We start from the raw sequence: 24,687 nt of genomic DNA on the forward strand, positions 1-24,687 counted from the left end.
AGCCCTTCGGGCATCAATAGGGAGAGTAATTTACGTTCGGCTTCTTGCAAGGGATATCTGTATTAAAGATGCTAAACTAAGAAATTTTTAACATTCCCCCCAAGAATTCAGCTTGGTCCCATTATTGTATTATTTGATAACTAATCTCAAAAAATAAAAAACCTGAGCTGGGGAAGCTCAGGTTTTTTTAACTAACCAATTATTAACCTAAATTATGAAATTTTTACTTTTTACTCTTTTTTACTCTGCTTGTACTAAATAAACGCAAAGTATATGCCGTAAGTATTATTCATTATATAGATTAACATCTTTTAACGGTTGTTGTTTATAAACTTTGATAATCCTTAGCAATAACTAATATTCTATTCTTTAAACCATCTATAATATAGTAATACTTATCATCTGAATCAGTTGATGTTTCAATGTGTCCGGTTTTGTGTGCTGTTAATCTGTCATAATAATCTAGTTGCTTGTCAGCGTTGCCAGTAGTAGGTTCGGTAGGGAACATGGATGTTTCTTCATAAAATCCTGTCAATTTCTTGCGAATACCATCCGATGTAAACATATACCGATCATCGATACAGAAGTTTGGATTTATACCCATTCTATAAGTATCCTCTTTAATTGTATAGAAAAGAGAAAGAGTATTATTATAGTATCTGAATATTTTATCTTCGATTTGAAAGAATATTCCTCGATTTGTTTCTCTTAGTTTCTTAATGCCAAGGTTTAGTGGTTCTTTGAGGGTTTTGCTGAGGTCGTAATAGGTGGCTTTTCCTTCGGGGGTTATGATATGGAATCTTTTATTGCTGGAATATCCTAATAAAAGGGCAGATTGTGGAGCAGTGATAAAATCGGCTAATGGTTCCCTAAAGCGGAAGACATCTTTTGCTGGAGCTGACCCTTGTTTAATTTTGATTACTATTAGGTCTGCATCGCTTACTGTTTTACCATAAAATATCTGCCAGTCATTACCTTTACCATCTTTCTTTACTGTTCCAAATTCTTCATACGCTCCAAAATTATGTTTTGGAGCAACTTCTTTTTTAATTGAATTACCCTTGGACATATTCACCGTGAAGAATGAAGGGGTGTGAAAGTTCCTGATGGTATTAGTTATAAAAATATCATGAGGTTTTAATGATTCTGTATTACTATTCAATGGAGTGTAAGTATCTAATATGTAGTTTTCACTGGTTTCTTCATGTTTATATTTTTCCCAGGTTCCTGCTACGATTTTGTTTTGAACGAGGTCATATCTTAGGATATGGAAATCTTCTTGGGCAACTCTGAATTTAACCATGTAAAGACCATTGTCCGTAGCTTGAATATCTGTAACAGCTCCATCGAATCGAAATTCGGCAGGAAGATTTACCCATTCGCCAAAAATAGCAGCAATAGGATCTGTCTTAGGTTCCTTGATGGGGTCGGTTTCTTCGTCTATTACATTAATACCTTCAGGATCACAGGCGATAAATAGGCATATAGCCAGAATAAAGGGTAGATATTTCATTTTTTAGAAGAATTAATAATTGTTGGTAATTATGTTCAAATTTATCTTGGGAATTGAAGATTTGAAATACCTAACCTGAGGTATATTTAGGTTCGAACCTAAGATCTACGGTTTTATCGCTCTTAGGGGATTTTTTATTATATTGAAATTCTAAATTGAACTATACATTGAAAAGAATATTATTGCCTGTCCTTCTTATTATTAGCATAGGATTTACTGGATGTAGTAAATCAGAGTCAACAATTGGTTTAACAGAAGTAATAAGAGGATATGCTACTGTTTCTGGAGATCAGTGGGTGAAGAACAACCGGCTATACGCTAGGTTTTCCATTGTACCGGCTGATGAATTTCCAGTGAATCCTACCAAAATCGAGATTGAAAAATTAATATCGAATGAAACTAAGGCAGCAGTAGATTTTAGCGATGTATTGCCTCTTGGTGACTACGTATTAATAATGATAGTTAGTGAGCATAATGAACGTTATCCGACACTGACTGATGCTTACACTTATAAAAAAGTTACGCTATCGAAGGGAACAGTTGTTAGAATCATGGAATTTGATTATGATGGTGGTACTGGTTATCACCCGTGGAAAGATGGAATCTTGAAATCCAGAAATTAGATGCCGCTGTGAAGGCTGACATTGATCTCAATATATTGAAGCCTATTCTCTCCTTATTGAAGATGGTAAAGGAAGTAGTTTTGATGATTTTAATTCGGATATAGTTATGCCTATATCTGAAATATTAACAATATCATTCTACAACCAAGTGATATATGATATTTTAAATTGACGCTCCTCCATCCCGATAGATTTTTGTTTTACAACTTTCCATTGAAAATTATTTACAACATTATTCTATTAAATATTTATGTAAGTAATAGCCTCTTCCTTAATTGGATGAGGCTTTTTATTATAATTCGAAAAAACATTTTATTCATGTAGCATACATTCTAAACATTTCGCTACATTTAAAAAACCTAATGTATTATGAAAAATAAAACCTTAACTACTTTTGTACTATTTATATTACTTTTAACAACATCACTTTTTTATAGTTGTGACAAGGAAGGAAACCCTTTGCCAGATGGGAGGTTTGTTGAAATAACCTATAATGGAGAAACTTTTATACAGCAAAGAAAAGCTTTTGTTTTAAGCAGTTTTAACGGACCAAACTTTGATTATTATTATTACAATTTACCTCAATCTGCTAATGGGGTTAAGTATATTGAATTAAATGCTACTTTGCGAAAGAAAGATTCTAAAGATGGTCCGGGACATAGGGTTTTTATAAAGATACCTGTAGGGGATGAGATCCTTCTTAACCACGAGTATGTGATTAAATCACTTCCGGATAAGAGAATAATTAATTCGAAAGATGAAGGATTGGAAATTTACCGAAATAGTAATATGTCATATATTAGATTTATTTCATATTTGAATAATTCACAATACTTATTTGGTGATGGAAAGGTCTATTTTACCAAAATAACAAAGAATGAAAATGGAGTTGAGGATATTGAAGGAACTTTTGAATTCTCCATTCCATCATTTGCGGAAAACGACGGATTTGATGTAATAAAAGGTAAATTCAAACTTTATTTAAATAAAGTCTAATACTGATTTATTTTTTGAGTTTTAAGGACCTTCTTTAATAGGTTGGGGCTTTATTATTAAACAAAAATAAATATACCCAACCTCAGGCATTTTTAGAGGTAATAAAAAAAGCCTTACAAGAAATTGCAAGGCTTTAAAAAGAAGTACGCCAATTAGGGTTCGAACCTAAGACCTACGGTTTAGAAAACCGTTGCTCTATCCAGCTGAGCTATTGGCGCTTATTTTGTGAAGCAAAAGTAGGTATTTGCTTGATAAAAGCAAAATAAAATGTGTTTTTTTAATGTGATAATCATTAACTAATTGCAATACAAGTATATATTTTTTAGTCGTTGACGTGGATATATGTTTACGATATGAATAGGACTAGGAAATAGGGGTGAGGATAAAATTTTTTATGCTTATAATAGGTTAAAAATCAGTCTAATTGAGCAGTAAAAGGGGTTTTAATCCATATTATTTTCATTTTTTATTTGGAGATCAAGTCAGAATTTGTACTTTTGTCGCGGAGAGTTGGCAGAGTGGTCGAATGCGGCGGTCTTGAAAACCGTTAACTGTCACAGGTTCGGGGGTTCGAATCCCTCACTCTCCGCCAAATAAAACAAAGCCCGACGATAGTCGGGTTTTGTTGTTTCTGGGGCTTTGCCAAATTTGTTTCAGCAAAAGATTCAGAAACAACAAAACCGAGAGCGTAGAAAGCGGCTTTGATTTATTTTAAGCCACCCCCAACATGGGATAGTTCAGGGTTTGTGCGCGGGAATCGCGGGGCTGAACTAATCCCTCCTAAACTGAGACCAGTCCTCATTAAGAAAATCCTATATTTATTCATAATTTAGTAACACTTTATACCTTCAAGCGATAATCAACAATACCCCCATATTTTAAAACTGTCCAAATGAATTTTCGAAGCATTATTCCTGATCAATCAATAGCCTTATTTGTTAGGAATATATGGGTATATGAAGATGATGGCAAAACACACACTTCACTACCATTTTTTGCGGATGGATATACAGGATTGATGTTTCAACAATCTGAAAACGGTTTAACTGTTAATCCTCACAACAAAAAAATGCCAGAAATCTTTTTGTACGGACAGACGATCAAGCCCATAACACTTGAAATAGGTGGTAGTTACCAAATTATTATTTTTCAGTTTTATCCCTTTGTTCTGAAAGCATTCTGGGAAATTATTCCTGAAAGCATCAATGATAGTTGTTATTATTTGAACAATACTTTGGAAAAAAGCATTGAAGAATTGACGGATGAACTTTATCAGGCTGCTACTATTGATGATAAAATCACTATCCTATCTGACTTACTACTGATGTATTTTGAAAGAAGAAAGAACAGCCTTGATTTTTCAGTAAGAGAAGCCATTCAGGATATTATAGATTGTAAGGGTTTAGTTTCAATCAAAGGTCTTGCTGAAAAACAAAAGTTAAACATCCGTACTTTTGAAAGACGATTTCTAAAAGAAACCGGACTTCCGGCAAAGCAGTTTGCCAAAATCATCCAATTTCATTCCTCGCTTGAACAGCTTACAGCAAAGGACTATAAAAAATTGACGGATATCGTTTATGAGAACGGCTTTTCTGACCAATCGCATTTTATTCGTGTGTTTAAGGCATTTACAGGAGAGACCCCTAAATCATTTAGTTCAAAATAATTCGCTGTCGTTTTTGTTCTATTTTAAGTTTCAGCAAGTTCTCAACTTTACAGAAACAAAGTAGAATACGTTATCAATTTAATTGTTATGAAGACACACGAAATAATGTTGGCAATTGCCACAATCTTGACCGCATTGATGTCAGGTTTCTTTTTTTCCTATTCATTTTCTGTCAATTTGGGACTCCATAGGTTGGATAACCGTAGCTATTTAATGGCTATGCAAAATATAAATAGAGAAGTATTGAATCCTATATTTTACCTCTGTTTTTTTGGAGCGTTGATATTTCTAATTGTTGCGTCAATTCTATATTTCGATATACATTCTCCAAAATTTTATTTGATACTTTTTGCTTGTATTTCCTATGCAATTGGAGTGTTTGCAGTTACAGGTATTAGAAATGTTCCATTGAACAATCAATTGGATGCATTTGTCATATCTAAAGCTTCAGAAGCTTCCATTCAAAATATGAGGGACATCTTTGAAGATGCATGGGTATTTTGGAATTCCATTCGAACTTGGGCTTCGTTTATTGCTGTAGTGTGTTTGATTGTAGGAATTGTGTTTTTCGGCACCGATTCAAAAAACTGATTTTAGGTTTAAGTATTGTTTCCTGTATTGGCATTGAGATGATAAAACGATAAAATTTGAGTTTGTTATTCATTGCTTCACCCGATAATATTTTTGTTTAATTTCATTAGATGAACTTTGTTTGCTTATATTGTTATGCTTTAATACCTATGAGAAATAATTCTAATTATCCGAATTATCTTTCATCTATCAATATTTGATTTTATTTAAAACAATTTAGCAATGAGGATAAGCCAACTATTAATTCTTCTTTTAGTGCTGTTTACTTTTAAATCTTATGGGAATGATGGGGCATATTTTGCATCTGGAAATCAATTAATTCCTATTCAGGAAACTGATATTTCTGTGAAAAAGGAGATTTTGAAAGTTAAGAAACTGAATAATAAATACATTGAGGTTACCGTGTATTATGAGTTTTTTAATCCTTCGGCAGAGAAGGAGATTATTGTAGGTTTTGAGGCAGTTTCTCCAGAAGGAGATGTTGACGGCACACCGAAAAAGGGATTGCATCCATACATGCGAGATTTTACGGTACTCATGAATGATCAACAGTTAAAATATGAAGTTTCGCATGTTGCTGATTCACTTTATAATCAAAATGGAAAGATTAAAAGCGTAGACCTCAAGACCTTTGAAGGAAATAAAAGCGGAAATTATGTAGACTTTTTTTATGTCTACCATTTCAGGGCAAAATTCAAAAAAGGACTGAATATCATAAAGCATACTTACACGTTTGATGTATCAAATGGTATCGACTATAATTATCATTTCGATTATGTTCTAACAGCGGCAAACCGTTGGGCTAATCATCAGATTGATGATTTTACATTGATCGTAGAAATGGAAGATTTTGAAATTTTTAATATTGCCAAAACATTTTTTACAAATAAGAATGAGTGGATTATTGATGGTATTGGAAAAGTTGATGATGTTAAGGGAATAGATGGTACTCCAAATGATAAAAACGTTTTAAAGTTTATTATGCAAAAGGGTAGTTTAAAGTTTCAAAAGAAAAACTTCAAACCTAAAGGAGAGTTATCCATTTATAGTTTCAACCCATACATCGAAGCAAATGTAAAACAAGGGAAAGATTTTAATCTGCCTTTTTCGATTTACATGCAAGGACATATAGACATCGATGAGCCAATTTCAGATTTTCAAAGGAAAGTTTTGGTTAACTTGCCTTATGCTAGAAGAGGTTATCTTTTTAAGGATAAGGAATTAAATTCCTACTTCAGAAATATGAATTGGTATATTCCTAACCCTGATTATGTTCCTAATTTAACGGGTTTGAAAACTACTGAACAAAATTGGATTAAGAGATGGTCGAGAAAATGATGGATTTGATATTAGTTATTCCTAATAGATATCCTGAATTTTTAAAATAAATTTTACCGAATAAATTGTTTTTTTAGTTTTGCAGGAAATTAATTTCTTTATTATCCTTTTATAAACTTATTTTTATTAATCAAGCGGATTTATTTTAGGTAAAGAGATTTTCTACCATACTATTGATGAAAGAAAAAATTAAGAAACTGGTTAATAAAAACCCATTTTTAAAGGATATTATAGATGAAATGCGGGAAAAGAAGAAGCGGTTCTCATCTAAATTTGACAAAAATATTATTGGGAAAGAAAATAGTCTTAAAATAGACCCAACAGCTTTTTTTAATAATTGTGTTATAGATATTGATGGAAATAACAACACTGTTATTGTTGATAAAAACTGTCAATTGAATAATTTGAAGATTCATATTCAGGGTAATGATAATTTGTTGGTTCTTAATGAAAGTGTGAAATTCAATGGCCTCTTTTGGTTAACAGGCAATAAAGGTAAAATAGAAATAGGGGCTGGAACAACCACTGAATATAATGTGATGCTCCAGATTTCCGAGGATAACTTAAGTATTCAGGTAGGTGAAGACTGTATGTTTAGTAGTAATATTCTTGTTTGGACTCAAGATTGGCATCACATTTATGATTTAGAGGGCAACTTAATTAATGAATCCAAAAGTGTAATAATAAAAGATCACGTTTGGATTGGATATGATTCTAAAATCTTAAAAGGAGTGACAATTGGAAGCAATAATATCATAGGTGCAGGTGCAGTTGTTACCAAAAGTTATGAAGAAGAAAATGTAGTTATCGCAGGAAACCCTGGACGAATAGTAAAAAGGGATATTACATGGAAGAGGTAAAACTCTTTAGCGATCAATACATTTTCCAAAATTATTTACATATTATCCATTAATAGGACATTGAATTTATGTCCATCAGGATCAGAAAAAACAAACCCATAATACCCTGCTTTATCCCGTAATGGTTCATTAATTATAGTGCCTCCAGCATCTTTTACGGTTTTGTAAAATTCATCCACTTCTTTTTTTGATTCAGCAGATAATGTAAACATTATCTCATTGCTATGTATCGGCCAAGAGGGAAGGTAATTGTCAATTTGAGAACCTTCTTGAAAATAGTGAATAACAAAATCGTCCTTTCCAAATTTAAAGCTTGCTAATCGAGGGTCATTGTTATTTCCATTAGGATTAAATCCTAATTGTCCATAAAACTTTCTCGTTCTTTCAACATCCTTGACACTGGAATTAGCCCAAATCATTGATGCATTCATATTATCCTTTTTAGACTTTATAAACACCGAAAAAAGCATATTGTTCAATTAAGACCAATATGCTTTGTTTGTTAATTAGCAGAAGCATAATTCCAGAATTCGTCTTCTTCTTCGATTTTTTCAGAGAATAACCAAACTTCTTTGATTTTTTCATTCTCAATTCTGAAGAGATCAATTCCGTCCATTGCAGAACTTCTATCGTTCTTTTCAGCTTTGAAATGGATAGTAGCAGCAACTAAGTCTCCATTAACTGCAATGTATTTTAATGCATCAATGGCAAAAGTTCCATTGCTCCATTTTGAGAAATTTCCAAGGTGATTGAAGACTTCTCCTTTTCCCAAGTAAGTTCCGGATTGCACAGCATTTCCCGGTTGATGCCAAACTACATCGTCTGAAAATAGATTTCCTACAGTTTCAAAATCTCCCTGAGCTAATGCGTTGAAATAAGATTCAATTAATTTTAAGTTTTTAGACATATCGTTAAATATTTATTTTCTATTATTTAATACAAATTTCTATATTCACATTATATATGTCAAGTACCTACCTAAAAGTATGGTACTTACTTTGATTAAATAAATATTGATTATCAGATGGATAAAATTGAATTAAATATTTCTGATGAGCATTGTCCATTAAGAAAATCGCTTGAAATCATTGGCGGCAAGTGGACGATGCTGATTATTTATCAAATAAATAAGCGAACAATACGCTATGGGGATTTAAAACGTAGTGTTGTAGGGATTAGTGAGAAAATGTTGATCAGCCAGTTGAAGTTTTTGACTGAGAAAGGCCTGGTTCATAAAAAAGCATATGCCGAGATACCACCAAGGGTAGAATATTCGTTGACAGATGCAGGTAAGGAATTATTGCCCGTTATCAATAACATTATTGATTATAGTATCAAGCATAATTTATAAGGAATGGCGATTAAGAATTTTGGATATCATCGGGTAGAATTTGAGGATATCGTGACAAAGGTGTTTTATACCCAATATCTTCCTGAAGGTAAAAAAAAGATAGGATCTGTAATCATTCTGCATGGAATGCAGGAGCATAGCGGCAGATATGATGAATTTGCGAATTATTTAGCAAATCATGGTCTAGCTGTATTAACTTATGATCATCCAGGACATGGAAAGACTGCTCGAAATGAGGAAGAATTAGGATTTATTTATAAAAAGAAGCCTGGTGAGTTATTAATAAAAGTTGGAATATCCATGTCAGAATTTTTTAATTCCCAACATCCTGAATTACCTCATTTTATTCTTGGACATTCTTTGGGATCTTTTATTACAAGGAATGTAATTCAAAAGATTGGAGAGCAATTTAGAGGTGTAGTTCTGGTAGGAACTGGTTCTTCCATGAATGGCGGATCAATCGGTTCTTTGTTTCTCGGGTTGCTTAATAAAGTGTCAGCAACAGTTCGTTCACAATTTATGAATGATAAGTTTGGGCAGATTAATAATGCCAAGTTCAAGGATGAGCCGAATTTTGAAGACCTTAACTGGCTAAGCTTAAGTGAAAAGAATAGGCAAAATTATCTTGATGATCAATTGAGTGGGATTGACTTTTCCAATAATGCCTTTTATGGTGCTGCCCAAGTTGCCCATTGGGGTACAAAGAGTAATTGGTGCAAGAATGTTCCAAAGGGTCTGTCTTTTTTATTAATAAGTGGTGAGGATGACCCTATTGGTGATTTTGGAAATGGAGTGAAACAATCCGTTGGTGATTTACTGAAAAATGGGAATAAGGATGTTTTATTTCATCTTTATCCAAAACTGAGGCATGAATTATTAAATGAAGAAGTTAAGAAGGAAGTTTACTTTGAGATTTTTGAATGGATTCAGGAACGAGTTTAATCGATGTGAATCCTCTTGACAAAGGGTTGTCATTAAATCAGTTTATTTTGAAAAGTTAATTGGAATTCAAATGAAAAAAGAAACAATAGAATCATTTAATGTAATAGGAATTGCTGTAAGGACATGCAATACCGATGGGAGTGCAGCGCGAGACATTCCTGCACTTTGGGGAAAGTTTATGGCAGAAGGTATGGAATCTAAAATACCTAATAGGATGGATGATGCGGTTTACTGTGTTTATACGGATTATGAAGGTGATTTTCAGTATCCTTATGTCACCCTTTTGGGCTGTAAAGTTGAAAATTTAGATATTATACCGGAGGGGATGGTTGGTGAAAAAATCGCAAAATCTAATTATGTGAAGATTAAAGTGGAAGGAAATATTTCTGGAGACGCTATATTTAACGCCTGGTCGCGCATTTGGGAATCAGATATAGACAGGAGCTATCAAGCAGATTTTGAAGTTTATTCGGCAGAGAGTTGTCAGAATGAAAATCCATCAATGGATATTTTTGTATCGATAAAATAGAAGAGATTTTGAGAATTAAAATTTGCCTTCTGCAGTGCCCCAATTGTAGACACTTTTTTGGAGCATTGCAGAAGGCAGTTTTTTAATAATTCACTTTAATAATATCATTTGAATAGTCCTTTACCAATTGAATTTTGAATCCTATTTGATCAGTCCTGTCAAAAAGTTTTCCTGTTAATCTGGTAATGTGGTTTTCTTTAAAAATAATATTTGGAATTTTTTTAGAAAAAACTAACTTCTTGTCGAAATCATAGACTTGTATTTCGTATTCCTGTACATCTTGACTACCATAAATAATCGACCTGAGTGAATTACCAGATTTGATGTCCAGTGAAATTGTTTTAAAAAGTAGATACCTAGGCTCATCAAATTTATATATTCCAAATTTGAATGGGTAAATCCTTGAAGGTAATTTTCCTCCAAACAATATGTACCCAATATTTTGGGGAATTTCATCTTTAATAAGGATCTCGATAACTGAATTTAATCGTGATAAAGAGATTGGATATTTCGTTAAATCTGATTTAATATGAAAATCATTAATCCTTAAAACGTAAGATTCGGGATTATTAATGATCAATAATCCATTAAATTTATAGTTAAAGGTGTTGAGGTCTAATGATTGATTTTCTAAATCATTTGGATCTGTTATTATACTTCCCCAATGGGCTAAGATTACAAATTTGAATCTTCCTTTAGGCGAATTAAAAGTGTAGAATTCTGAATCAGTATTTTGGTTGTCTTGCCCACTTTTAAATCTTTCAGTTTTGATTTCTATCACGTTGTTTTCCAGATCCTCAATAAAGTAACTTAAAGTTGGTTGCTCTAACATTGGTCTTGGTTTATTCGAGTAATAGGTCATGCGTATATTTATTAAAATTTTGAATATAATTTAACTTTTATGTAATATTAATTAAAAATATAAATTAAAAGATGAAAAACCCAATTTTTCCAGAATACTTATTTTCCACAAAGTCACAAAGTGGGGGTGTTAATAGAGCTCCTCATAATTTTAACCTATATATTCATTTGCAACAGGCTTTTATTGGTATCTTTGTATTTTAAACAATTAAAGGAGGTTTCTATTGGCAAATATTGGAGTGATAGGTAGTGGAAGTTGGGCAACTGCCATGATAAAAATGTTGACCGACAATCATCAGGAAAAACAAATCAATTGGTGGGTTCGAAAAGAGGAGGATATTGAATATATTGAACAATATCATCATAATCCATCTTATTTGAGTGCTGTTGAGGTAAAATTGGACCGTATCAGTTTATTTTCAGATCCTAAAGATGTTTTTGCAAACTCTGATATCATTATTTTAAATACTCCAGCCGCTTACCTTGAAGATGCTTTGAAAGACCTTGTTCCAGTAGATTTTCAGAACAAACTTTTGATATCAGCAATTAAAGGGATTGTTCCGTCTATTAAAATGATAGTTGGAGAATTTTTAAACCAGAAATTTCAAGTTCCATTAGAAGATACAGTGGTTGTTGGTGGTCCATGCCATGCTGAGGAAGTTTCTCTTGAAAAATTATCGTATCTAACATTTGCATCTAAAAATACGGCAAATGCTGCTGTAGTAGCTCAATATTTTCAAACGCATTATATTAAAACTGTAGTTTCAAATGACCTTTTAGGGGTAGAATATGGAGCTGTATTAAAAAACATCTATGCCCTAGCATGTGGAATTTGCCATGGCCTTGGCTATGGTGATAATTTCCAGGCAGTATTAATTTCAAATGCAATCCGAGAAATGGAATATTTTGTTAACGCCATTGATCCTCAACCTCGAGAAATTAACCAATCTGCTTATTTAGGTGATTTATTAGTTACATCTTATTCACAGTTCAGTAGAAATAGAACTTTTGGAAATATGATTGGTAAGGGGTACAGTGTGAAATCTGCCCAATTAGAAATGAACATGGTAGCGGAGGGTTACTTCGCATCTGAATGTATTCAGGATATAATTTTGGATCATCAATTAGAGATGCCGATTTGTAATACAGTTTACAATATTCTATATAAAAATCAATCAGCAACAGTTGCTGTGAAAACTTTAGCAGATAAATTAACATAGATGATTAGCAAAGAAGAAATTGCGGAAAAATATAAAGTTATTCAAAATGAGATTACTGAAGCATTAGAGGCTTTGGATGGAAAAGCTCATTTTGAAGAAGAAATTTGGGAACGAGAAGGTGGTGGTGGTGGAAGGACACGTGTTATTCAACACGGGGATATCCTGGAAAAAGGAGGGGTAAACTTTTCTGCCGTACACGGAAAACTACCTGAACAAATCAAGAAAGCTTTTGGAGTTGAAGAGGATGAGTTTTTTGCTACTGGAGTTTCTATTGTAATCCATCCCAATAATCCTTGGGTCCCTATCATTCATATGAATATTCGTTATTTCGAATTGAATGAAGAAATACGATGGTTTGGTGGAGGAATTGATCTAACACCTCACTATGTGGATGAAAACGATGCTAGTTATTTTCATCAAGAATTAAAATCGGTTTGTGAAAAATACTCTGCGGAATTTTATCCTAAGTTTAAAGAATGGGCTGATAATTATTTTTATATCAAGCATAGAGAGGAAACTAGGGGTATTGGAGGAATATTTTATGATAAACTGACTCCAGAAAAGGCAGGCATTTCCTTCCAAGAGATTTTTGATTTTTCCTGTGATTTAGGAAGGTTATTTCCGAAGGTCTATACTGAATTAGTTAATAGAAGTCGTTCAAAAGAATATACTGAAGCGGAAAAGAACTGGCAATATTTAAGAAGAGGGCGCTATGTTGAATTTAATTTGGTATATGATGCCGGTACTAAATTCGGACTGGAAACCAACGGAAGGATTGAATCTATTTTGATGAGTTTACCTGAACAAGCCAATTGGTTTTACAATTTCAAAACCGAATCTGGATCTAAAGAAGAAAAAACACTGTCCCTTTTGAAAAAGGGGATAAGCTGGGCTTAATACATATTGATAACCATATTCAATGATAAAATTCGAGAGATTTACTCTTAAAAATGGATTGAAGGTATTGGTGCATGAGGATACTCATAGTCCGATGGCATGCATGAATATCCTTTATAATGTTGGGGCAAGAGATGAGCAAGAAGATAAAACAGGATTTGCTCATCTATTTGAGCACCTAATGTTCAGTGGCTCAGTAAATATTCCTAATTATGACCAACCATTGCAACGCGTAGGCGGAGAAAATAATGCTTTTACATCTAATGATATCACAAATTATTACATTACACTTCCTGCATACAATATTGAGACAGCATTTTGGTTGGAATCCGATCGTATGATGGGCCTAGCCTTTAATGAACAAGGTCTTGAAGTGCAGCGGAATGTTGTTATTGAAGAGTTTAAGCAAAGGTATCTAAATCAACCTTATGGGGATGTTTGGCTGAAACTTAGAGATTTAGCTTATAAAGTTCATCCATACAAATGGGCAACTATTGGTAAGGAAGTTAAACATATCGAAGATGCAAAAATGGAAGATGTTAAGGCATTTTTCAATAAATTTTATACCCCAAATAATGCCATTATTGCGATCACTGGAAATGTGAAGTTGGAAGAGATCAAGAGATTGTCGGAAAAATGGTTTGGAGATATCCCATCAGGAGTTCCTAATCAGCGGAACCTTCCAAAAGAACCCAAACAGCAAGCAGCCAGAATGGAAGAGGTATCTGCAGATGTTCCTGTAAGCAGCATATATATCGCATTCCACTCAGTTGATAGAATGCATTCAGACTATCAGATTATTGACATGGTAACAGACATTCTAGCTAGAGGATCTTCCTCAAGACTATATCGCCGCTTAGTAAAAGATAAGAAGATGTTTAGCGAGATCAATGCCTATGTCTTAGGTAGTCTGGACAATAACTTGGTTGTTGTGGAAGGAAAGCCAGTAGAAGACATTTCATTGGAAGACGCGGAAAAAGCTATTTGGGAAGAATTGGATTTGATCAAAAACGAATTGGTTTCGATTGAAGAATTAACCAAGGTTAAAAATAAGATTGAATCAACCATTGTTTTTGCAGAGCTTTCCATATTAGATAAGGCCATGAATCTTTCTTATTATGAATTATTAGGTGATGCTGAGCTTTATAATAAAGAGGTTGATAAATATTTGAATGTATCTGCTGAAGATATACATCGAGTTGCTCAGGAAACTTTTCGCCGGGAAAATTCCTCAACATTAATGTATCAGGCTAGAAAAAAGGAGGTTGCTCATGCTGAATAGAATAGATGCTCCATCGGTTAACGGAATCGGTGATATTTTACTTGAAAAACCTGAAGAGATTCTTTTCAAAAATGGACTTAAGGTTTTTGTATTTCATGCACCCGAGCAAGAATTAGTCAAAGCGGAATTTGTTTTTAAGAACGTCTTTGAGGGGCCCGAAAATCCTGTAAGGAATACTGCTTTGAGTTCAATGTTAAAGGAAGGAACTCAATCTCTTAATAGTGCACAGATAGCGGAAAAAATTGATTTCTATGGTGCTTATCTGATCCCAGAATTTAGTTTTGACCACAATGCTTTAACGCTTTATACCTTAGGAAAGCATGTAGATGCGGTATTACCTATTGTGAATAATATTCTAAACAATTCTATTTTCCCTCAACAAGAATTAGATACTTATATCCGCAACAATAGGCAAAGCCTGCAGATTTCGATGGAAAAGACCGACTTTGTTGCAAGAAGGAACTTTTATCAACAATTATTCGGGTCATCAAGATATGGTCAATCGGTTACCGATGAGTTATTAAAAGACCTGGATAGAGAAGATATCATTAGATTGTATAGGCAACAGATACAACCTAAAAACGCGACTTTATTTCTGTCTGGAAATATCACTCCAGAATTATTATTCAGTTTTAGAAATTACTTTGAAGACCAATGGGAAGGGGATACCCAAATTCATCATATTCCTTATATCCAAAAGCTTGAGCAATCCTCTGACTTACTGAAAATTGACAAGCAAGGAGCGCTTCAATCATCCATTCGATTAGGTAAAGTAGGGATTCAAAGGTCCCATGCGGATTACCCGGCATTACAATTTGTCAACACATTATTTGGAGGCTTCTTTGGATCTAGGTTGATGAGTAATATCCGTGAGGATAAAGGATATACCTACAGTATAGGATCAATGATAGCAAATTTGAATCATGCAGGATTTATATCTATCGTGACCGATGTGGGTTCTGAATATACCGAAGATACCTTAAATCAGATCGCTTTGGAATCAAGGAAACTTAGGGAAGAAAAAGTAGGAAATGATGAGATTGAGTTAGTAAAGAACTATATGCTAGGTGCAATGCTTGGAAGTTTAGAGTCCATCTTTTCTCATGTAGATAAATTTAAATCTGTTTATTATTCAGGATTGAACCTCGATTATTACACTTATTACACTAATGTAGTGCGTAATATGAATGCAGATCAAGTTCAAGATATAGCCCAAAAATACCTATCTACTGAAGATATGGTTAAAGTAGTAGTAGGGTAGATGTTTTTGAGACAGTAGACAAAAGAAAGTAGACATAAGAATTTATAGGTGTGATAGTTTTTAGAAAACTATTTCGGCTCTTATGTCTTATGTCTCTTGTCTAATGTATATTTTTTACCCCATCAAATCCCTAATAACTACAGAAGCTAGTGTGCCTCCAAATGCTGCTGGTAAATAGGACATAGTACCATATGCAGATTTTTTGAAGTTACTGCCGTCTGTGTATAATAATGATTCTTTATCTGGAAGTTCTGTTGAAAAAACTGATTTAACACCTTTTTTAATTCCGTGTTTCTTAAGTTTTTTACGGATGTGCTGAGCCAGTTTACAGTTGTAGGTTTTACCGATATCGGCCACTTTGATTTTGGTAGGATCTACCTTGCCACCTGCACCCATTGAGCTTACAAATGGAATTTTTGCATCCAATGCTAATCTGATAAAGAATAATTTGGGAGTAATACTGTCTATTGCTTCGACGCAGTAGTCTGGTTTTAAATCCAATAAACTTGGAATATTCTGTGGTAGGATAAATTCTTGGATTACATTAAGTTCCAATTCCGGATTGATGGCCAGCAAACGTTCTTTCATAATCTGTGCCTTCGGTTGGCCATGATTTGTAGCTAATGCGGGCAATTGTCTGTTTCTATTACTCGGATCAACGGTGTCACCATCAATAATAGTCATTTTGCCAACGCCTGAACGCGCAATAAACTCTGCGGCAAACGATCCTACACCACCCAATCCTAAAACCATGACATGAGAATTTGCCAATTTTTCCAGTGCCTCCCTACCGACAAGAGCTTCGGTTCTTGAGAGCCATGATATATCCATCATTCCTATATTGTATAATTAAAAACTCGTTTGAAGTTTAGCAATATTTGCTGCTGTAGATCCTGCAAAGGCAGTTTTCTAACGCGGCAAAAATAAGCATAAATTTCAGAGATTTTTGCATTCTTATCGTCACATTCTAAGAAAAGACGATCCAAGGGAATGTTGTTTATGACCTCCATCATTCCTCCCTTAAGGATATGAGGCCCGAGGGATAGGTAATATCCGTTTTCCAAAAGAGATTCTGCCAATGACCAATTTTTCGAATAACCGTGCATCATCACCGGAACCTGATTGTGCTTGTTGTTTAGTGCAGCATAAACTTCTGAGTAGGCGCGGACGCAGTGTAGAATTAAAGGTTTGTTTAACTCATTGGCCAGCTCAATCTGCTTTTCAAAAGCCATTAATTGTCTGTCCCATGGAGTTCGAGTCATTTTATCTAAACCACACTCCCCAACGGCAATAACACCTTCCTTCTGTTGGTACATTTTAAGAGTATCGAATTGTCGATCAAAATTCTCATCAATATACCAAGGATGTATGCCAGCACTGCAGGGAGTTCTGTAAATCGATTCTTTTGAAACTATAACATTAGGTAAGGTCAGAACCCCTGGGTCAGGTTCAGCATGCTTATGTGTATGAATATCTATGAGCAACATCTTAATTTTATTCTAAACTAAGGATATTTTACAAATATTAATCCACTATTTCGCAGCGTTCAAATTCCAATACGATAATTCCGGAAGTTGTATCGATCTTAAATCTTTTTCTTGAATGGTCATTGTCAAAATTCTTCTCAATATCTGGAACAGATTCGGATATTTCGAGAATAACCGGATAGCCTTCATGGGCAATTTCAGAACGTGAATAATGGGTAACTTGGTCAAACCTCATCTTTCTTTCCAAGGACTCATGCGCTGAATCTTCGTCAAGTAGTAAGGTGACAAATAAGGTTTGTGATTTAGAATCTTCCTCAGTCCTAATTATTTCTGCTCCTAAAAGGGAATCAATATCTATAACCATAATGCTACATTATCTAGGTATTTCTACATTTATAACAGCATAGAAGGAAATTCGTTTTTAAAAAATTTTAATTATTACTGAATACATAATTTTTCGTTCTCAAATCTTCAATAATCAGTTTCATTAATTCTTTGGGACGATCAGAAATAAATTTAGTCTTTATTTTTTTGATAAAAGGATGGTTCTTTCCTGAAGAATGGAATTCATGATTAGAGGTGTTATTTTTCTTATTGAACATCTTGCCTCCTTTGTTTTTGTGTTTATAGTGGTCTAAATAATTACAAATGGATGAGTTCCAGAATTGTAAGTGCTATAATAAAGTTAATATAATGCATTGGTATTATCAATAGATTTCAAGAATTTAAGGTTAGCATTTCTATTTGGATTTGGAATCCATATCTTCGTTACAAAATTTGGAAATTGCTAAAAATAGCCCACCATACCGCTTATATTCATCCTTTGCCTGAAGGTCATCGTTTCCCTATGATGAAATATGAGCTTATTCCAGAACAACTTTTGTACGAAGGATTGGTTAAGGCGGATAATTTTTTTGAACCAGAAATGGTCGAAAAAGAAATTGTCTATTTAGCTCATAATAAAGATTATACCGATAATTTATTAAACCAAACTCTAGATCCTAAAATGATCCGCAGGATTGGTTTCCCAATGTCTGAAACTTTGGTTCAGCGAGAATTGTATCTCATCGATGGAAGTATTAAAGCTTCCTTAGAGGCTATGAAAATAGGTGTTTCATTTAATACTGCTGGAGGTACGCATCATGCTGGTAGAGATTTTGGCGAAGGCTTCTGCCTCTTAAATGACCAAGCCATTGCGGCCGCATATCTCTATTCAGAAAGACTGGCAAGGAAAATTTTGATCATTGACTTGGATGTACATCAGGGAAATGGTACAGCTCATATTTTTGAAGACCATCCTGACATCATAACTTTCTCGATTCATGGCGAGAAGAATTTTCCGTTTAAAAAAGAAAGATCCCATTTTGACCTCCCTCTTCACGATGGAGTTGAAGATGAAGAATACCTCAATCTTCTAAATGATAAACTTCCTGAGTTATTCAACCATATCGAGCCTGACTTTGTATATTATCAGTCGGGAGTAGATGTACTTGCAACCGATAAACTTGGGAAATTTAAAATGACCTTAGAGGGCTGTCGATTAAGGGATGAGATTGTATTTCAAAACTGTAAGAGATTTAAAGTTCCTGTAGAAGTAAGTATGGGTGGTGGATATTCTGTTCACCTAAAGGATATCGTCAATGCTCATGTCAATACCTACAGGACCGCAATAGATATTTACGATTTATAAATAATTAATATGTTTTTTCACCAAGATGCTAGTTTTCTGAACCTGATTATTCATCATGTCGGAAATAAAAGCCAAGACGAGTATTTTACCTTATCTGAAGAAGAAGTGGATGTTAAATCGGACGAGATATTAGCAGATTTACTGATGCAATATTTTATGAAACCCTTTGCTAAGGCTAATGAGGTTTATCGTTTCTATCATCCTAATGATACATTGGATCTTAACGAGGTTTTCTATTTTACTAGGCAATATTTTAAAGGAGAACTCCCTTTTGTTGAATACTCCAAGTCTATTGCAAAATTTCTTTATGAAGTAACTGAACATCCGAAAATTAAGTCCGGGGAATTATATGTAGTTGCCTTAGATAATGTTCAAATGGAAGGAGAGGAGCATAAGGCTGTCGGAATCTTCAAATCAGAAAACAAAGAAGCTTATTTAAAAGTCTACAGTGAAGTAAGTGGGCTGGGACTTAATTATGAAGAGAAGGCAATCAATATCAATAAGCTGGATAAAGGTGTTGTTATAGTGAATACGGAAGAGGAGGAGGGCTATAAGGTATTATGCGTTGATCAAACAAATGGCTCTGAAGCGGTGTATTGGAAAGATGATTTCTTGAAGTTAAAAACTAGAAATGATAATTTTCAGCAAACAGGAAACCTAATGAAAGTTTATAAAAACTTTGTTAATGATAAAATAGATGAAGTTTTTGAAATGGATAAAGCTGATAAGATTGATCTGATGAATAGGTCAATGAACTACTTTAAAACCAAGGAAACTTTCGTTGAGGATGAGTTTAATGAGGAGGTCATTGGAAATCCAGAAGCTATATCATTATTTAAAGATTATAAGAGCAACTTTGAGGATGAATTCGAAACCTCTTTCCAATCGAATTTCGATATTGCTGCACCAGCGGTAAAGAAAATGGCAAGCAGCTATAAATCTGTCCTTAAATTAGATAAGAATTTTCATATTTATGTTCATGGTAAGAAAGAGCTATTGGAAAAGGGATATGATGAGGATAAGGGTATGAACTATTATAAATTGTATTTCGAAAACGAAGATTAAAGATGGCTAATACGAAGTCTAATATTATTTATTATAAATGGATTGGGATAAGTATAATCTTGCTTATTGGACTTCAATTTTTTCAATCTAATCCTAATTGGATAGAACACTCCTATAGTCGAGGGTTTTATCCAATCTATTCCTATATTCCTAAAATTTTGTTTGGTTGGATTCCCTTTAGCGTAGGTGATATCCTTTATGCGGTAATTTTTTTAGGGTTAGGATATTACCTTATAACTGCAATTCTACAATTATTTAAAAAGAATGTAGCTATTGCTGGAAGGCAGCTTTTAAAATTTATAGCTCTAGTTTTAACAGTTTATGTCTTTTTCTACGCAGCTTGGGCCTTAAACTACTTTAGAGTGCCGATTAGTAAACAGCTTGATCTGAAAGTTGATACCATTCTTCTAGAAGACCATTTAAATGTGTTAGATCAGCATATACAAATGGCTAATTCCTTAAGGGCTCAATTGGATTTATCTTCCCAGGATCGAGAAAAAGCAAACCACATGATTGAAGAATTAATGGAAAGCGATCAGCAGTTTAAAATGCTTTCAAAATCTCAAATTAAGATTAAAACACCTTTGGTAGGTTCTTTTGCTTCCTATTTTGGAGTTTCTGGATATTTTAATCCATTTAGTAATGAGGCACATGTTAATGGAGATATGCCATTGACAAGCTATCCGTTTACCGTTGCACATGAACTTAGCCATCAGATGGGTATTGGCTTTGAAGATGAATGTAATTTTATTGCTTTTGTTAAACTTAGAAATGTCAATAATCCCTGGTTTCAGTATGCCGCATATTATGAAAGCTTGAATTATTTGTTGAGGACATTGTACCTCGTAGATCAAAGCAGATTTGAAGAATATAAAGCAAAATTATCGGCTAAAGTAAGAGCAGACATCAAAATGGATCAGGATTTCTGGAAGAGATATGCAGGTTGGATATCAGATGCCTCTGGATTATTTTATAATCAATATTTAAAACATAACAACCAAGCGGAAGGAATGGCAAGGTATGGGATGGTTAGCAGGTTGATTATCGCTTGGGAGAAAAAAAATAGCCTCTCTACCTAGAAAGGCTATTTTACTTTAATAATATTTGCTATACAGAGAAACTTTCTCCGCATGCACAAGTTCTAGATGCATTCGGATTATGGAATTCAAATCCTTTCCCATTTAATCCATCCGAATAATCAAGTTCAGTTCCTGCTAAATAAAGATAGGATTTGATATCAAGACAAATTTTTACTCCTCTATCCTCAAAAAACTGATCTCCTTTTTTCTCCTCATTATCGAAGTTCAATTTATAAGAAAGACCTGAACAGCCACCGCTTTCTACTGCTACACGCACGAAATAGTTGCTATCATAGTTCTCCTCTTTCATAATTGAGTCGATACGTTCTTTTGCTTTATCTGTAATGGTAACCATGTCTTCTAACTTTAATATTTTACAAATTTACGTAAAACATAATTTATAAATACAATCAATCATCTGCATTCTGTCATATTAATCCGTCCTTATACATTTCCCAAATGGGTGAATTCTTGCGGATTGAATCTACTGCCATGCTCAATGCCTCAACGGCGTAATCAATTTCTTCTTTCGTAGTAAACTTACTAAAACTAAATCGAAGACTGCAATACGCCTCATCATCGGTATAGCCCATAGCCTTCAGAACATGGGAGGGATCCCTACTTCCAGAAACACAGGCTGAGCCTGACGATATCGCAATATTAGGCAATTTGGTCATTAATTCAGAACCCTTCACATGCTTAAAATGGATATTGCTGGTATTGGGCAATCGATCGGTCGTTTTGGTCCTGATTTCTATATCCTCAATCGTATTAATCATCCTTTCCTCAAAATAATCCCTCAATTCCGAATCATTGTCAGAGTACTTTACTTGTGCAGCCGCTTCACCTAAGCCGGCGATTTGATGAACCGGATAGGTTCCACCCCGTAATCCGGACTCTTGATTTCCTCCTACAATTAACCCCGGAATTTGGATAGGTTTGGACTTTCTTCGAATATACAGAGCACCAACACCTTTTGGGCCATGTAGTTTATGTCCACTCAGGCATAGGATATCAATAGGTATATCCTGCATACTCAAGGGAAGCTTTCCGACCCATTGAGTAGCGTCACAGAAGAAAAGAACATCTTGATCATTACAAATCCTAGCGATTTCATCAATAGGTTGTAAAACACCCGTCTCGTTATTCGCCGCCATAATGCTTACGAGAATAGTTTCCTCGGTCATACTTTCTCTTAATTCTTCTAAGTCAATCACGCCGAAGCGATTTACAGGAAGGTAAGTAACTTTAATTCCTTCTTTCTCCAAACTCTCGCAGCAATTTAAAACCGCCTTATGCTCTGTTTGAGTTGTTATAATATGGTTCCCCTTCGATCGATAAGTCTTGCCAATACCTTTAATTGCAGTATTGATGGATTCTGTTGCCCCGGAGGTAAAGATGATTTCCTTAGGGTTTGCCTTGATGAAGTCTGCAACTTGAATCCTTGCTTTTTCAACAGCATGACTTGCCTGACGACCCAATTTATGTTGAACACTCGATGCATTCCCATAAGAATCTTGGAGATAGGGTAGCATTGCTTCAAATACTTTTGAATCTATTTTTGTGGTCGCATTATTATCGAAATAGCAGTAATCCATATGTTAAAGTTATTTAAAATATACGTCCCATTCCTGTTTACACAAGTAATTTTTTATTTTTGGGCTGAAACAATCACATTGACAGAATGAGTTTTGCAAATATTGAAACTAGCTTAGAAAAATTATTTGATCTTGTCCTACTGACGATCCCAAGTATTGCAGTAGGTTTTTTAATCCTATTTATTGGAAGGTATGTCATTAAGTTTGTCCTTAAATTTATTGACAAACGTTTTGTAAAGAAAGATGTCGACATTACGATCCGCTCTTTCATTAAGAGCTTAGTAAAATTCACATTGTATGGATTGTTAATCCTGACCGTTGCGAATACCATGGGCATTGAAACCACATCCTTCATTGCTGCATTATCAGCTTTTGGTTTAGCTGTTGGTATGGCCTTGCAGGGAAGTTTATCAAACTTTGCTGGAGGAGTATTAATCTTGGTTTTTCGTCCATTTGATGTAGGGGATTATATCTCAAGTGCTAATGGTTCCGTAGGGTCTGTAGAACGAATTGATTTGTTATATACAACTATTATTGATGATGATGGAATTAGAGTTTTCAGTCCGAATGGTACATTGGCAAACTCGGTAATCAAAAATTACACAAAGATTACGGCTAGACGAATGCAGTTTTCTTTTGTTATTTCTTATGATACGAATATCAAACAGGCAAGAGAGGCTATTCTTTCTGTGCTAAATGCAGATCAAAGAATTTTGGATACCCCTAAAAAAGAAGTTATAGTTAGTGATTTAAAAGAATCTGGAATCAGCTTAACTGTCCGTGCATGGGCTAACCGTGAAGTTTTTTGGGCAACGAAGAATCAAGTAAGTGAGGATATCAAAAATGTATTGGATGGCAAGAATGTTGTTTTCCCATCCAATGTGGTAAAGATTATTGATGAAACTCCTGGAGCAGAGGAGCCTGAAAAAGCAGATGCTTAATCCATAGACTGAATTAATACATAATATCTGTAAGCTACAACGGCCTGTTGTAGCTTACTTAGTTTAGAAGGGTCTTCCTTGCTATACTTTGCAAGTATTTTTTGGTTGATTTTATTCAAAAACTTAAAAAATCCCTTTTTCATATCTTTTAGTGAATCAGTAAATTTAATCCTACAGCTAATAAAGCACCAATAATTGGACCAAGAACAGGTACCCAGGCATAGCCTGCGTCAAATCCAGCTTTATTTTTAATAGGTAGGATAGCATGAATAATACGTGGGCCTAAATCTCTTGCGGGATTGATTGCATAACCTGTTGTACCTCCAATGGAAAGTCCAATAGCCCAAACTAAAAATGCTACTGGGATTGCACCGATAGATCCCAATCCTATAATATTGTCATCAGCAAGTTTGGCATCCGTAAAATGAAGTATTGTAAAGATTAATACAAATGTTCCAACGATCTCTGATAGAAGGTTTATAGGTAAGTTCCTTATTGCTGGTTCTGTACAGAATACAGCTTGCTTCGCACCTGGATCCTCGGTTGCATCAAAATGGCTCTTATAGACCAGCCAAACAACCGTAGCACCGATCATTGCACCCAAGAACTGTGCAGCAATATAGGATAGGGAAGTGGCTAAATCCATCTTTCCTAATGCAAGGTTCGCAATGGTCACAGCACAATTCAAATGAGCTCCACTATAGGGGGCAGCAATATTCACTCCCACAAATACCGCTAAAGCCCAAGCTGTGGTAATCACGATCCATCCACCGTCATTCCCCTTGGTTTTATTTAATACTACATTGGCAACTACTCCTCCTCCTAAGAGGATCATAACAGCAGTGCCTACTAATTCAGCTATAAATGGTGACATATAATTAAGGTTCTGTAATATGT

28 protein-coding genes and 2 tRNA genes are annotated in these 24,687 nt (G+C 34.3%); 18 read left to right on the top strand and 12 right to left on the bottom strand.

Annotation, left to right across the window (positions count from 1 at the left end; all coding sequences use genetic code 11):
• Nucleotides 1-325 precede the first annotated feature (325 nt).
• Nucleotides 326-1,513: a hypothetical protein gene (locus E0Y80_RS18890; RefSeq protein WP_156309220.1), complete on the bottom strand. Its 1,188-nt coding sequence runs from the start codon at nt 1,511-1,513 to the stop codon at nt 326-328.
• A 155-nt stretch (nt 1,514-1,668) separates the two neighbouring features.
• Here E0Y80_RS18890 and E0Y80_RS18895 point away from each other — a divergent pair, with 155 nt between their 5' ends.
• Together E0Y80_RS18895 and E0Y80_RS18900 are read left to right on the top strand one after the other, a co-directional pair.
• The gene (locus E0Y80_RS18895; protein WP_156309221.1) at nt 1,669-2,136 is read left to right on the top strand and encodes a hypothetical protein; all 468 of its coding nucleotides are present in this window, start codon (nt 1,669-1,671) and stop codon (nt 2,134-2,136) included.
• 369 nt (nt 2,137-2,505) lie between these two features.
• A complete protein-coding gene (locus E0Y80_RS18900; protein WP_156309222.1) occupies nt 2,506-3,132 on the top strand; it encodes a hypothetical protein in 627 nt (208 codons plus the stop codon).
• Between the two features lie 144 nt (nt 3,133-3,276).
• Here E0Y80_RS18900 and E0Y80_RS18905 read toward each other — a convergent pair.
• Nucleotides 3,277-3,350 (bottom strand) — tRNA-Arg (locus E0Y80_RS18905).
• Nucleotides 3,351-3,636: 286 nt separating this feature from the next.
• Between E0Y80_RS18905 and E0Y80_RS18910 the strand changes: the two genes are divergently transcribed.
• From E0Y80_RS18910 to E0Y80_RS18930, 5 genes are all read left to right on the top strand, one after another.
• Nucleotides 3,637-3,724 (top strand) — tRNA-Ser (locus E0Y80_RS18910).
• Nucleotides 3,725-4,024: 300 nt separating this feature from the next.
• Nucleotides 4,025-4,798, top strand: coding sequence for a helix-turn-helix domain-containing protein (locus tag E0Y80_RS18915; protein WP_156309223.1), 774 nt, complete (start codon nt 4,025-4,027; stop codon nt 4,796-4,798).
• 87 nt (nt 4,799-4,885) lie between these two features.
• Nucleotides 4,886-5,389, top strand: a complete 504-nt coding sequence (locus E0Y80_RS18920; protein WP_156309224.1) for an anthrone oxygenase family protein — start codon at nt 4,886-4,888, stop codon at nt 5,387-5,389.
• 222 nt (nt 5,390-5,611) lie between these two features.
• A complete protein-coding gene (locus E0Y80_RS18925; protein ID WP_156309225.1) occupies nt 5,612-6,727 on the top strand; it encodes a YARHG domain-containing protein in 1,116 nt (371 codons plus the stop codon).
• A gap of 176 nt (nt 6,728-6,903) precedes the next feature.
• Entirely contained in the window at nt 6,904-7,587 is a 684-nt protein-coding gene (locus E0Y80_RS18930) for an acyltransferase (protein ID WP_156309226.1), read from the top strand.
• A gap of 35 nt (nt 7,588-7,622) precedes the next feature.
• Here E0Y80_RS18930 and E0Y80_RS18935 read toward each other — a convergent pair whose 3' ends face one another.
• Nucleotides 7,623-8,018, bottom strand: coding sequence for a VOC family protein (locus E0Y80_RS18935; protein WP_156309227.1), 396 nt, complete (start codon nt 8,016-8,018; stop codon nt 7,623-7,625).
• 71 nt (nt 8,019-8,089) lie between these two features.
• On the bottom strand, nt 8,090-8,494 hold the full coding sequence (locus E0Y80_RS18940) for a nuclear transport factor 2 family protein (RefSeq protein WP_156309228.1): 405 nt from the start codon (nt 8,492-8,494) through the stop codon (nt 8,090-8,092).
• 117 nt (nt 8,495-8,611) lie between these two features.
• On the opposite strand from E0Y80_RS18940, the gene E0Y80_RS18945 reads away from it, so the two are divergent.
• From E0Y80_RS18945 to E0Y80_RS18955, 3 genes are all read left to right on the top strand, one after another.
• A complete protein-coding gene (locus E0Y80_RS18945) occupies nt 8,612-8,938 on the top strand; it encodes a winged helix-turn-helix transcriptional regulator (protein ID WP_197091682.1) in 327 nt (108 codons plus the stop codon).
• Between the two features lie 3 nt (nt 8,939-8,941).
• Nucleotides 8,942-9,880 carry an alpha/beta fold hydrolase gene (locus E0Y80_RS18950; RefSeq protein ID WP_156309229.1) on the top strand — a complete coding sequence of 313 codons (939 nt, stop codon included), beginning with the start codon at nt 8,942-8,944 and terminating at the stop codon, nt 9,878-9,880.
• Nucleotides 9,881-9,950: 70 nt separating this feature from the next.
• On the top strand, nt 9,951-10,409 hold the full coding sequence (locus E0Y80_RS18955) for a GyrI-like domain-containing protein (RefSeq protein ID WP_156309230.1): 459 nt from the start codon (nt 9,951-9,953) through the stop codon (nt 10,407-10,409).
• 82 nt (nt 10,410-10,491) lie between these two features.
• Here the strand turns inward: E0Y80_RS18955 and E0Y80_RS18960 are convergent, their stop codons facing one another.
• Entirely contained in the window at nt 10,492-11,241 is a 750-nt protein-coding gene (locus E0Y80_RS18960) for a hypothetical protein (protein ID WP_156309231.1), read from the bottom strand.
• Nucleotides 11,242-11,494: 253 nt separating this feature from the next.
• On the opposite strand from E0Y80_RS18960, the gene E0Y80_RS18965 reads away from it, so the two are divergent.
• Genes E0Y80_RS18965 through E0Y80_RS18980 form a run of 4 tightly spaced genes read left to right on the top strand, consistent with a single transcriptional unit; the run spans nt 11,495 to nt 15,930 of the window.
• Nucleotides 11,495-12,490 (top strand): NAD(P)H-dependent glycerol-3-phosphate dehydrogenase, encoded by a 996-nt coding sequence (locus tag E0Y80_RS18965; protein ID WP_262885886.1) that lies wholly within the window; start codon nt 11,495-11,497, stop codon nt 12,488-12,490.
• Nucleotides 12,491-13,387 carry an oxygen-dependent coproporphyrinogen oxidase gene (gene hemF / locus E0Y80_RS18970; RefSeq protein WP_156309232.1) on the top strand — a complete coding sequence of 299 codons (897 nt, stop codon included), beginning with the start codon at nt 12,491-12,493 and terminating at the stop codon, nt 13,385-13,387. It begins immediately after the preceding gene.
• Nucleotides 13,388-13,409: 22 nt separating this feature from the next.
• Nucleotides 13,410-14,669 (top strand): M16 family metallopeptidase, encoded by a 1,260-nt coding sequence (locus E0Y80_RS18975; protein WP_156309233.1) that lies wholly within the window; start codon nt 13,410-13,412, stop codon nt 14,667-14,669.
• On the top strand, nt 14,659-15,930 hold the full coding sequence (locus E0Y80_RS18980) for a M16 family metallopeptidase (protein ID WP_156309234.1): 1,272 nt from the start codon (nt 14,659-14,661) through the stop codon (nt 15,928-15,930). Before E0Y80_RS18975 ends, E0Y80_RS18980 begins: the two co-directional genes overlap by 11 nt.
• Before the next feature lie 114 nt (nt 15,931-16,044).
• Here E0Y80_RS18980 and E0Y80_RS18985 read toward each other — a convergent pair whose 3' ends face one another.
• The 3 genes from E0Y80_RS18985 to E0Y80_RS18995 are packed head-to-tail and all read right to left on the bottom strand — an operon-like array spanning nt 16,045 to nt 17,781.
• Complete coding sequence (locus E0Y80_RS18985; protein WP_156309235.1) at nt 16,045-16,764, bottom strand: tRNA threonylcarbamoyladenosine dehydratase; 720 nt, start codon at nt 16,762-16,764, stop codon at nt 16,045-16,047.
• Between the two features lie 2 nt (nt 16,765-16,766).
• Nucleotides 16,767-17,417 (bottom strand): TatD family hydrolase, encoded by a 651-nt coding sequence (locus tag E0Y80_RS18990; RefSeq protein WP_156309236.1) that lies wholly within the window; start codon nt 17,415-17,417, stop codon nt 16,767-16,769.
• A gap of 37 nt (nt 17,418-17,454) precedes the next feature.
• Nucleotides 17,455-17,781 carry a hypothetical protein gene (locus E0Y80_RS18995; protein WP_156309237.1) on the bottom strand — a complete coding sequence of 109 codons (327 nt, stop codon included), beginning with the start codon at nt 17,779-17,781 and terminating at the stop codon, nt 17,455-17,457.
• A gap of 420 nt (nt 17,782-18,201) precedes the next feature.
• Between E0Y80_RS18995 and E0Y80_RS19000 the strand changes: the two genes are divergently transcribed.
• Genes E0Y80_RS19000 through E0Y80_RS19010 form a run of 3 tightly spaced genes read left to right on the top strand, consistent with a single transcriptional unit; the run spans nt 18,202 to nt 21,251 of the window.
• Complete coding sequence (locus E0Y80_RS19000; RefSeq protein ID WP_231596106.1) at nt 18,202-19,107, top strand: histone deacetylase family protein; 906 nt, start codon at nt 18,202-18,204, stop codon at nt 19,105-19,107.
• A gap of 9 nt (nt 19,108-19,116) precedes the next feature.
• The gene (locus E0Y80_RS19005; protein ID WP_156309238.1) at nt 19,117-20,172 is read left to right on the top strand and encodes a nucleoid-associated protein; all 1,056 of its coding nucleotides are present in this window, start codon (nt 19,117-19,119) and stop codon (nt 20,170-20,172) included.
• Between the two features lie 2 nt (nt 20,173-20,174).
• On the top strand, nt 20,175-21,251 hold the full coding sequence (locus E0Y80_RS19010) for a DUF3810 domain-containing protein (RefSeq protein ID WP_156309239.1): 1,077 nt from the start codon (nt 20,175-20,177) through the stop codon (nt 21,249-21,251).
• A 28-nt stretch (nt 21,252-21,279) separates the two neighbouring features.
• Here E0Y80_RS19010 and E0Y80_RS19015 read toward each other — a convergent pair whose 3' ends face one another.
• Together E0Y80_RS19015 and E0Y80_RS19020 are read right to left on the bottom strand one after the other, a co-directional pair.
• Nucleotides 21,280-21,606 (bottom strand): HesB/IscA family protein, encoded by a 327-nt coding sequence (locus E0Y80_RS19015; protein ID WP_156309240.1) that lies wholly within the window; start codon nt 21,604-21,606, stop codon nt 21,280-21,282.
• Nucleotides 21,607-21,679: 73 nt separating this feature from the next.
• Complete coding sequence (locus tag E0Y80_RS19020; protein WP_156309241.1) at nt 21,680-22,849, bottom strand: cysteine desulfurase family protein; 1,170 nt, start codon at nt 22,847-22,849, stop codon at nt 21,680-21,682.
• Between the two features lie 86 nt (nt 22,850-22,935).
• Between E0Y80_RS19020 and E0Y80_RS19025 the strand changes: the two genes are divergently transcribed.
• Nucleotides 22,936-23,790, top strand: a complete 855-nt coding sequence (locus E0Y80_RS19025) for a mechanosensitive ion channel family protein (RefSeq protein ID WP_156309242.1) — start codon at nt 22,936-22,938, stop codon at nt 23,788-23,790.
• Here the strand turns inward: E0Y80_RS19025 and E0Y80_RS20680 are convergent.
• The gene (locus E0Y80_RS20680; protein WP_197091683.1) at nt 23,787-23,933 is read right to left on the bottom strand and encodes a hypothetical protein; all 147 of its coding nucleotides are present in this window, start codon (nt 23,931-23,933) and stop codon (nt 23,787-23,789) included. The two genes, E0Y80_RS19025 and E0Y80_RS20680, sit on opposite strands and share 4 nt — an antisense overlap.
• A 5-nt stretch (nt 23,934-23,938) precedes the next feature.
• Nucleotides 23,939-24,664, bottom strand: a complete 726-nt coding sequence (locus tag E0Y80_RS19030; protein WP_156309243.1) for an MIP/aquaporin family protein — start codon at nt 24,662-24,664, stop codon at nt 23,939-23,941.
• Nucleotides 24,665-24,687 lie beyond the last annotated feature (23 nt).

The sequence above is a fragment of the Sphingobacterium endophyticum genome (genome assembly GCF_009733535.1).
GTDB classification, from domain to species: Bacteria; Bacteroidota; Bacteroidia; order Sphingobacteriales; family Sphingobacteriaceae; genus Sphingobacterium; species Sphingobacterium endophyticum.

Coding starts and splice junctions, on each gene's coding strand:
- E0Y80_RS18995 (WP_156309237.1), bottom strand. CDS start 17,781: ATGGTTATAGATATTGATTCCCTTTTAGGAGCAGAAATAATTAGGACT.
- E0Y80_RS19020 (WP_156309241.1), bottom strand. CDS start 22,849: ATGGATTACTGCTATTTCGATAATAATGCGACCACAAAAATAGATTCA.
- E0Y80_RS18940 (WP_156309228.1), bottom strand. CDS start 8,494: ATGTCTAAAAACTTAAAATTAATTGAATCTTATTTCAACGCATTAGCT.
- E0Y80_RS18930 (WP_156309226.1), top strand. CDS start 6,904: ATGAAAGAAAAAATTAAGAAACTGGTTAATAAAAACCCATTTTTAAAG.
- E0Y80_RS18890 (WP_156309220.1), bottom strand. CDS start 1,513: ATGAAATATCTACCCTTTATTCTGGCTATATGCCTATTTATCGCCTGT.
- hemF (WP_156309232.1), top strand. CDS start 12,491: ATGATTAGCAAAGAAGAAATTGCGGAAAAATATAAAGTTATTCAAAAT.
- E0Y80_RS19025 (WP_156309242.1), top strand. CDS start 22,936: ATGAGTTTTGCAAATATTGAAACTAGCTTAGAAAAATTATTTGATCTT.
- E0Y80_RS19015 (WP_156309240.1), bottom strand. CDS start 21,606: ATGGTTACCATTACAGATAAAGCAAAAGAACGTATCGACTCAATTATG.
- E0Y80_RS18985 (WP_156309235.1), bottom strand. CDS start 16,764: ATGATGGATATATCATGGCTCTCAAGAACCGAAGCTCTTGTCGGTAGG.
- E0Y80_RS18975 (WP_156309233.1), top strand. CDS start 13,410: ATGATAAAATTCGAGAGATTTACTCTTAAAAATGGATTGAAGGTATTG.
- E0Y80_RS18915 (WP_156309223.1), top strand. CDS start 4,025: ATGAATTTTCGAAGCATTATTCCTGATCAATCAATAGCCTTATTTGTT.
- E0Y80_RS18960 (WP_156309231.1), bottom strand. CDS start 11,241: ATGTTAGAGCAACCAACTTTAAGTTACTTTATTGAGGATCTGGAAAAC.
- E0Y80_RS18980 (WP_156309234.1), top strand. CDS start 14,659: ATGCTGAATAGAATAGATGCTCCATCGGTTAACGGAATCGGTGATATT.
- E0Y80_RS18945 (WP_197091682.1), top strand. CDS start 8,612: ATGGATAAAATTGAATTAAATATTTCTGATGAGCATTGTCCATTAAGA.
- E0Y80_RS19030 (WP_156309243.1), bottom strand. CDS start 24,664: ATGTCACCATTTATAGCTGAATTAGTAGGCACTGCTGTTATGATCCTC.
- E0Y80_RS20680 (WP_197091683.1), bottom strand. CDS start 23,933: ATGAAAAAGGGATTTTTTAAGTTTTTGAATAAAATCAACCAAAAAATA.
- E0Y80_RS18920 (WP_156309224.1), top strand. CDS start 4,886: ATGAAGACACACGAAATAATGTTGGCAATTGCCACAATCTTGACCGCA.
- E0Y80_RS18955 (WP_156309230.1), top strand. CDS start 9,951: ATGAAAAAAGAAACAATAGAATCATTTAATGTAATAGGAATTGCTGTA.
- E0Y80_RS18950 (WP_156309229.1), top strand. CDS start 8,942: ATGGCGATTAAGAATTTTGGATATCATCGGGTAGAATTTGAGGATATC.
- E0Y80_RS19010 (WP_156309239.1), top strand. CDS start 20,175: ATGGCTAATACGAAGTCTAATATTATTTATTATAAATGGATTGGGATA.
- E0Y80_RS18990 (WP_156309236.1), bottom strand. CDS start 17,417: ATGTTGCTCATAGATATTCATACACATAAGCATGCTGAACCTGACCCA.
- E0Y80_RS18925 (WP_156309225.1), top strand. CDS start 5,612: ATGAGGATAAGCCAACTATTAATTCTTCTTTTAGTGCTGTTTACTTTT.
- E0Y80_RS19005 (WP_156309238.1), top strand. CDS start 19,117: ATGTTTTTTCACCAAGATGCTAGTTTTCTGAACCTGATTATTCATCAT.
- E0Y80_RS18900 (WP_156309222.1), top strand. CDS start 2,506: ATGAAAAATAAAACCTTAACTACTTTTGTACTATTTATATTACTTTTA.
- E0Y80_RS18935 (WP_156309227.1), bottom strand. CDS start 8,018: ATGAATGCATCAATGATTTGGGCTAATTCCAGTGTCAAGGATGTTGAA.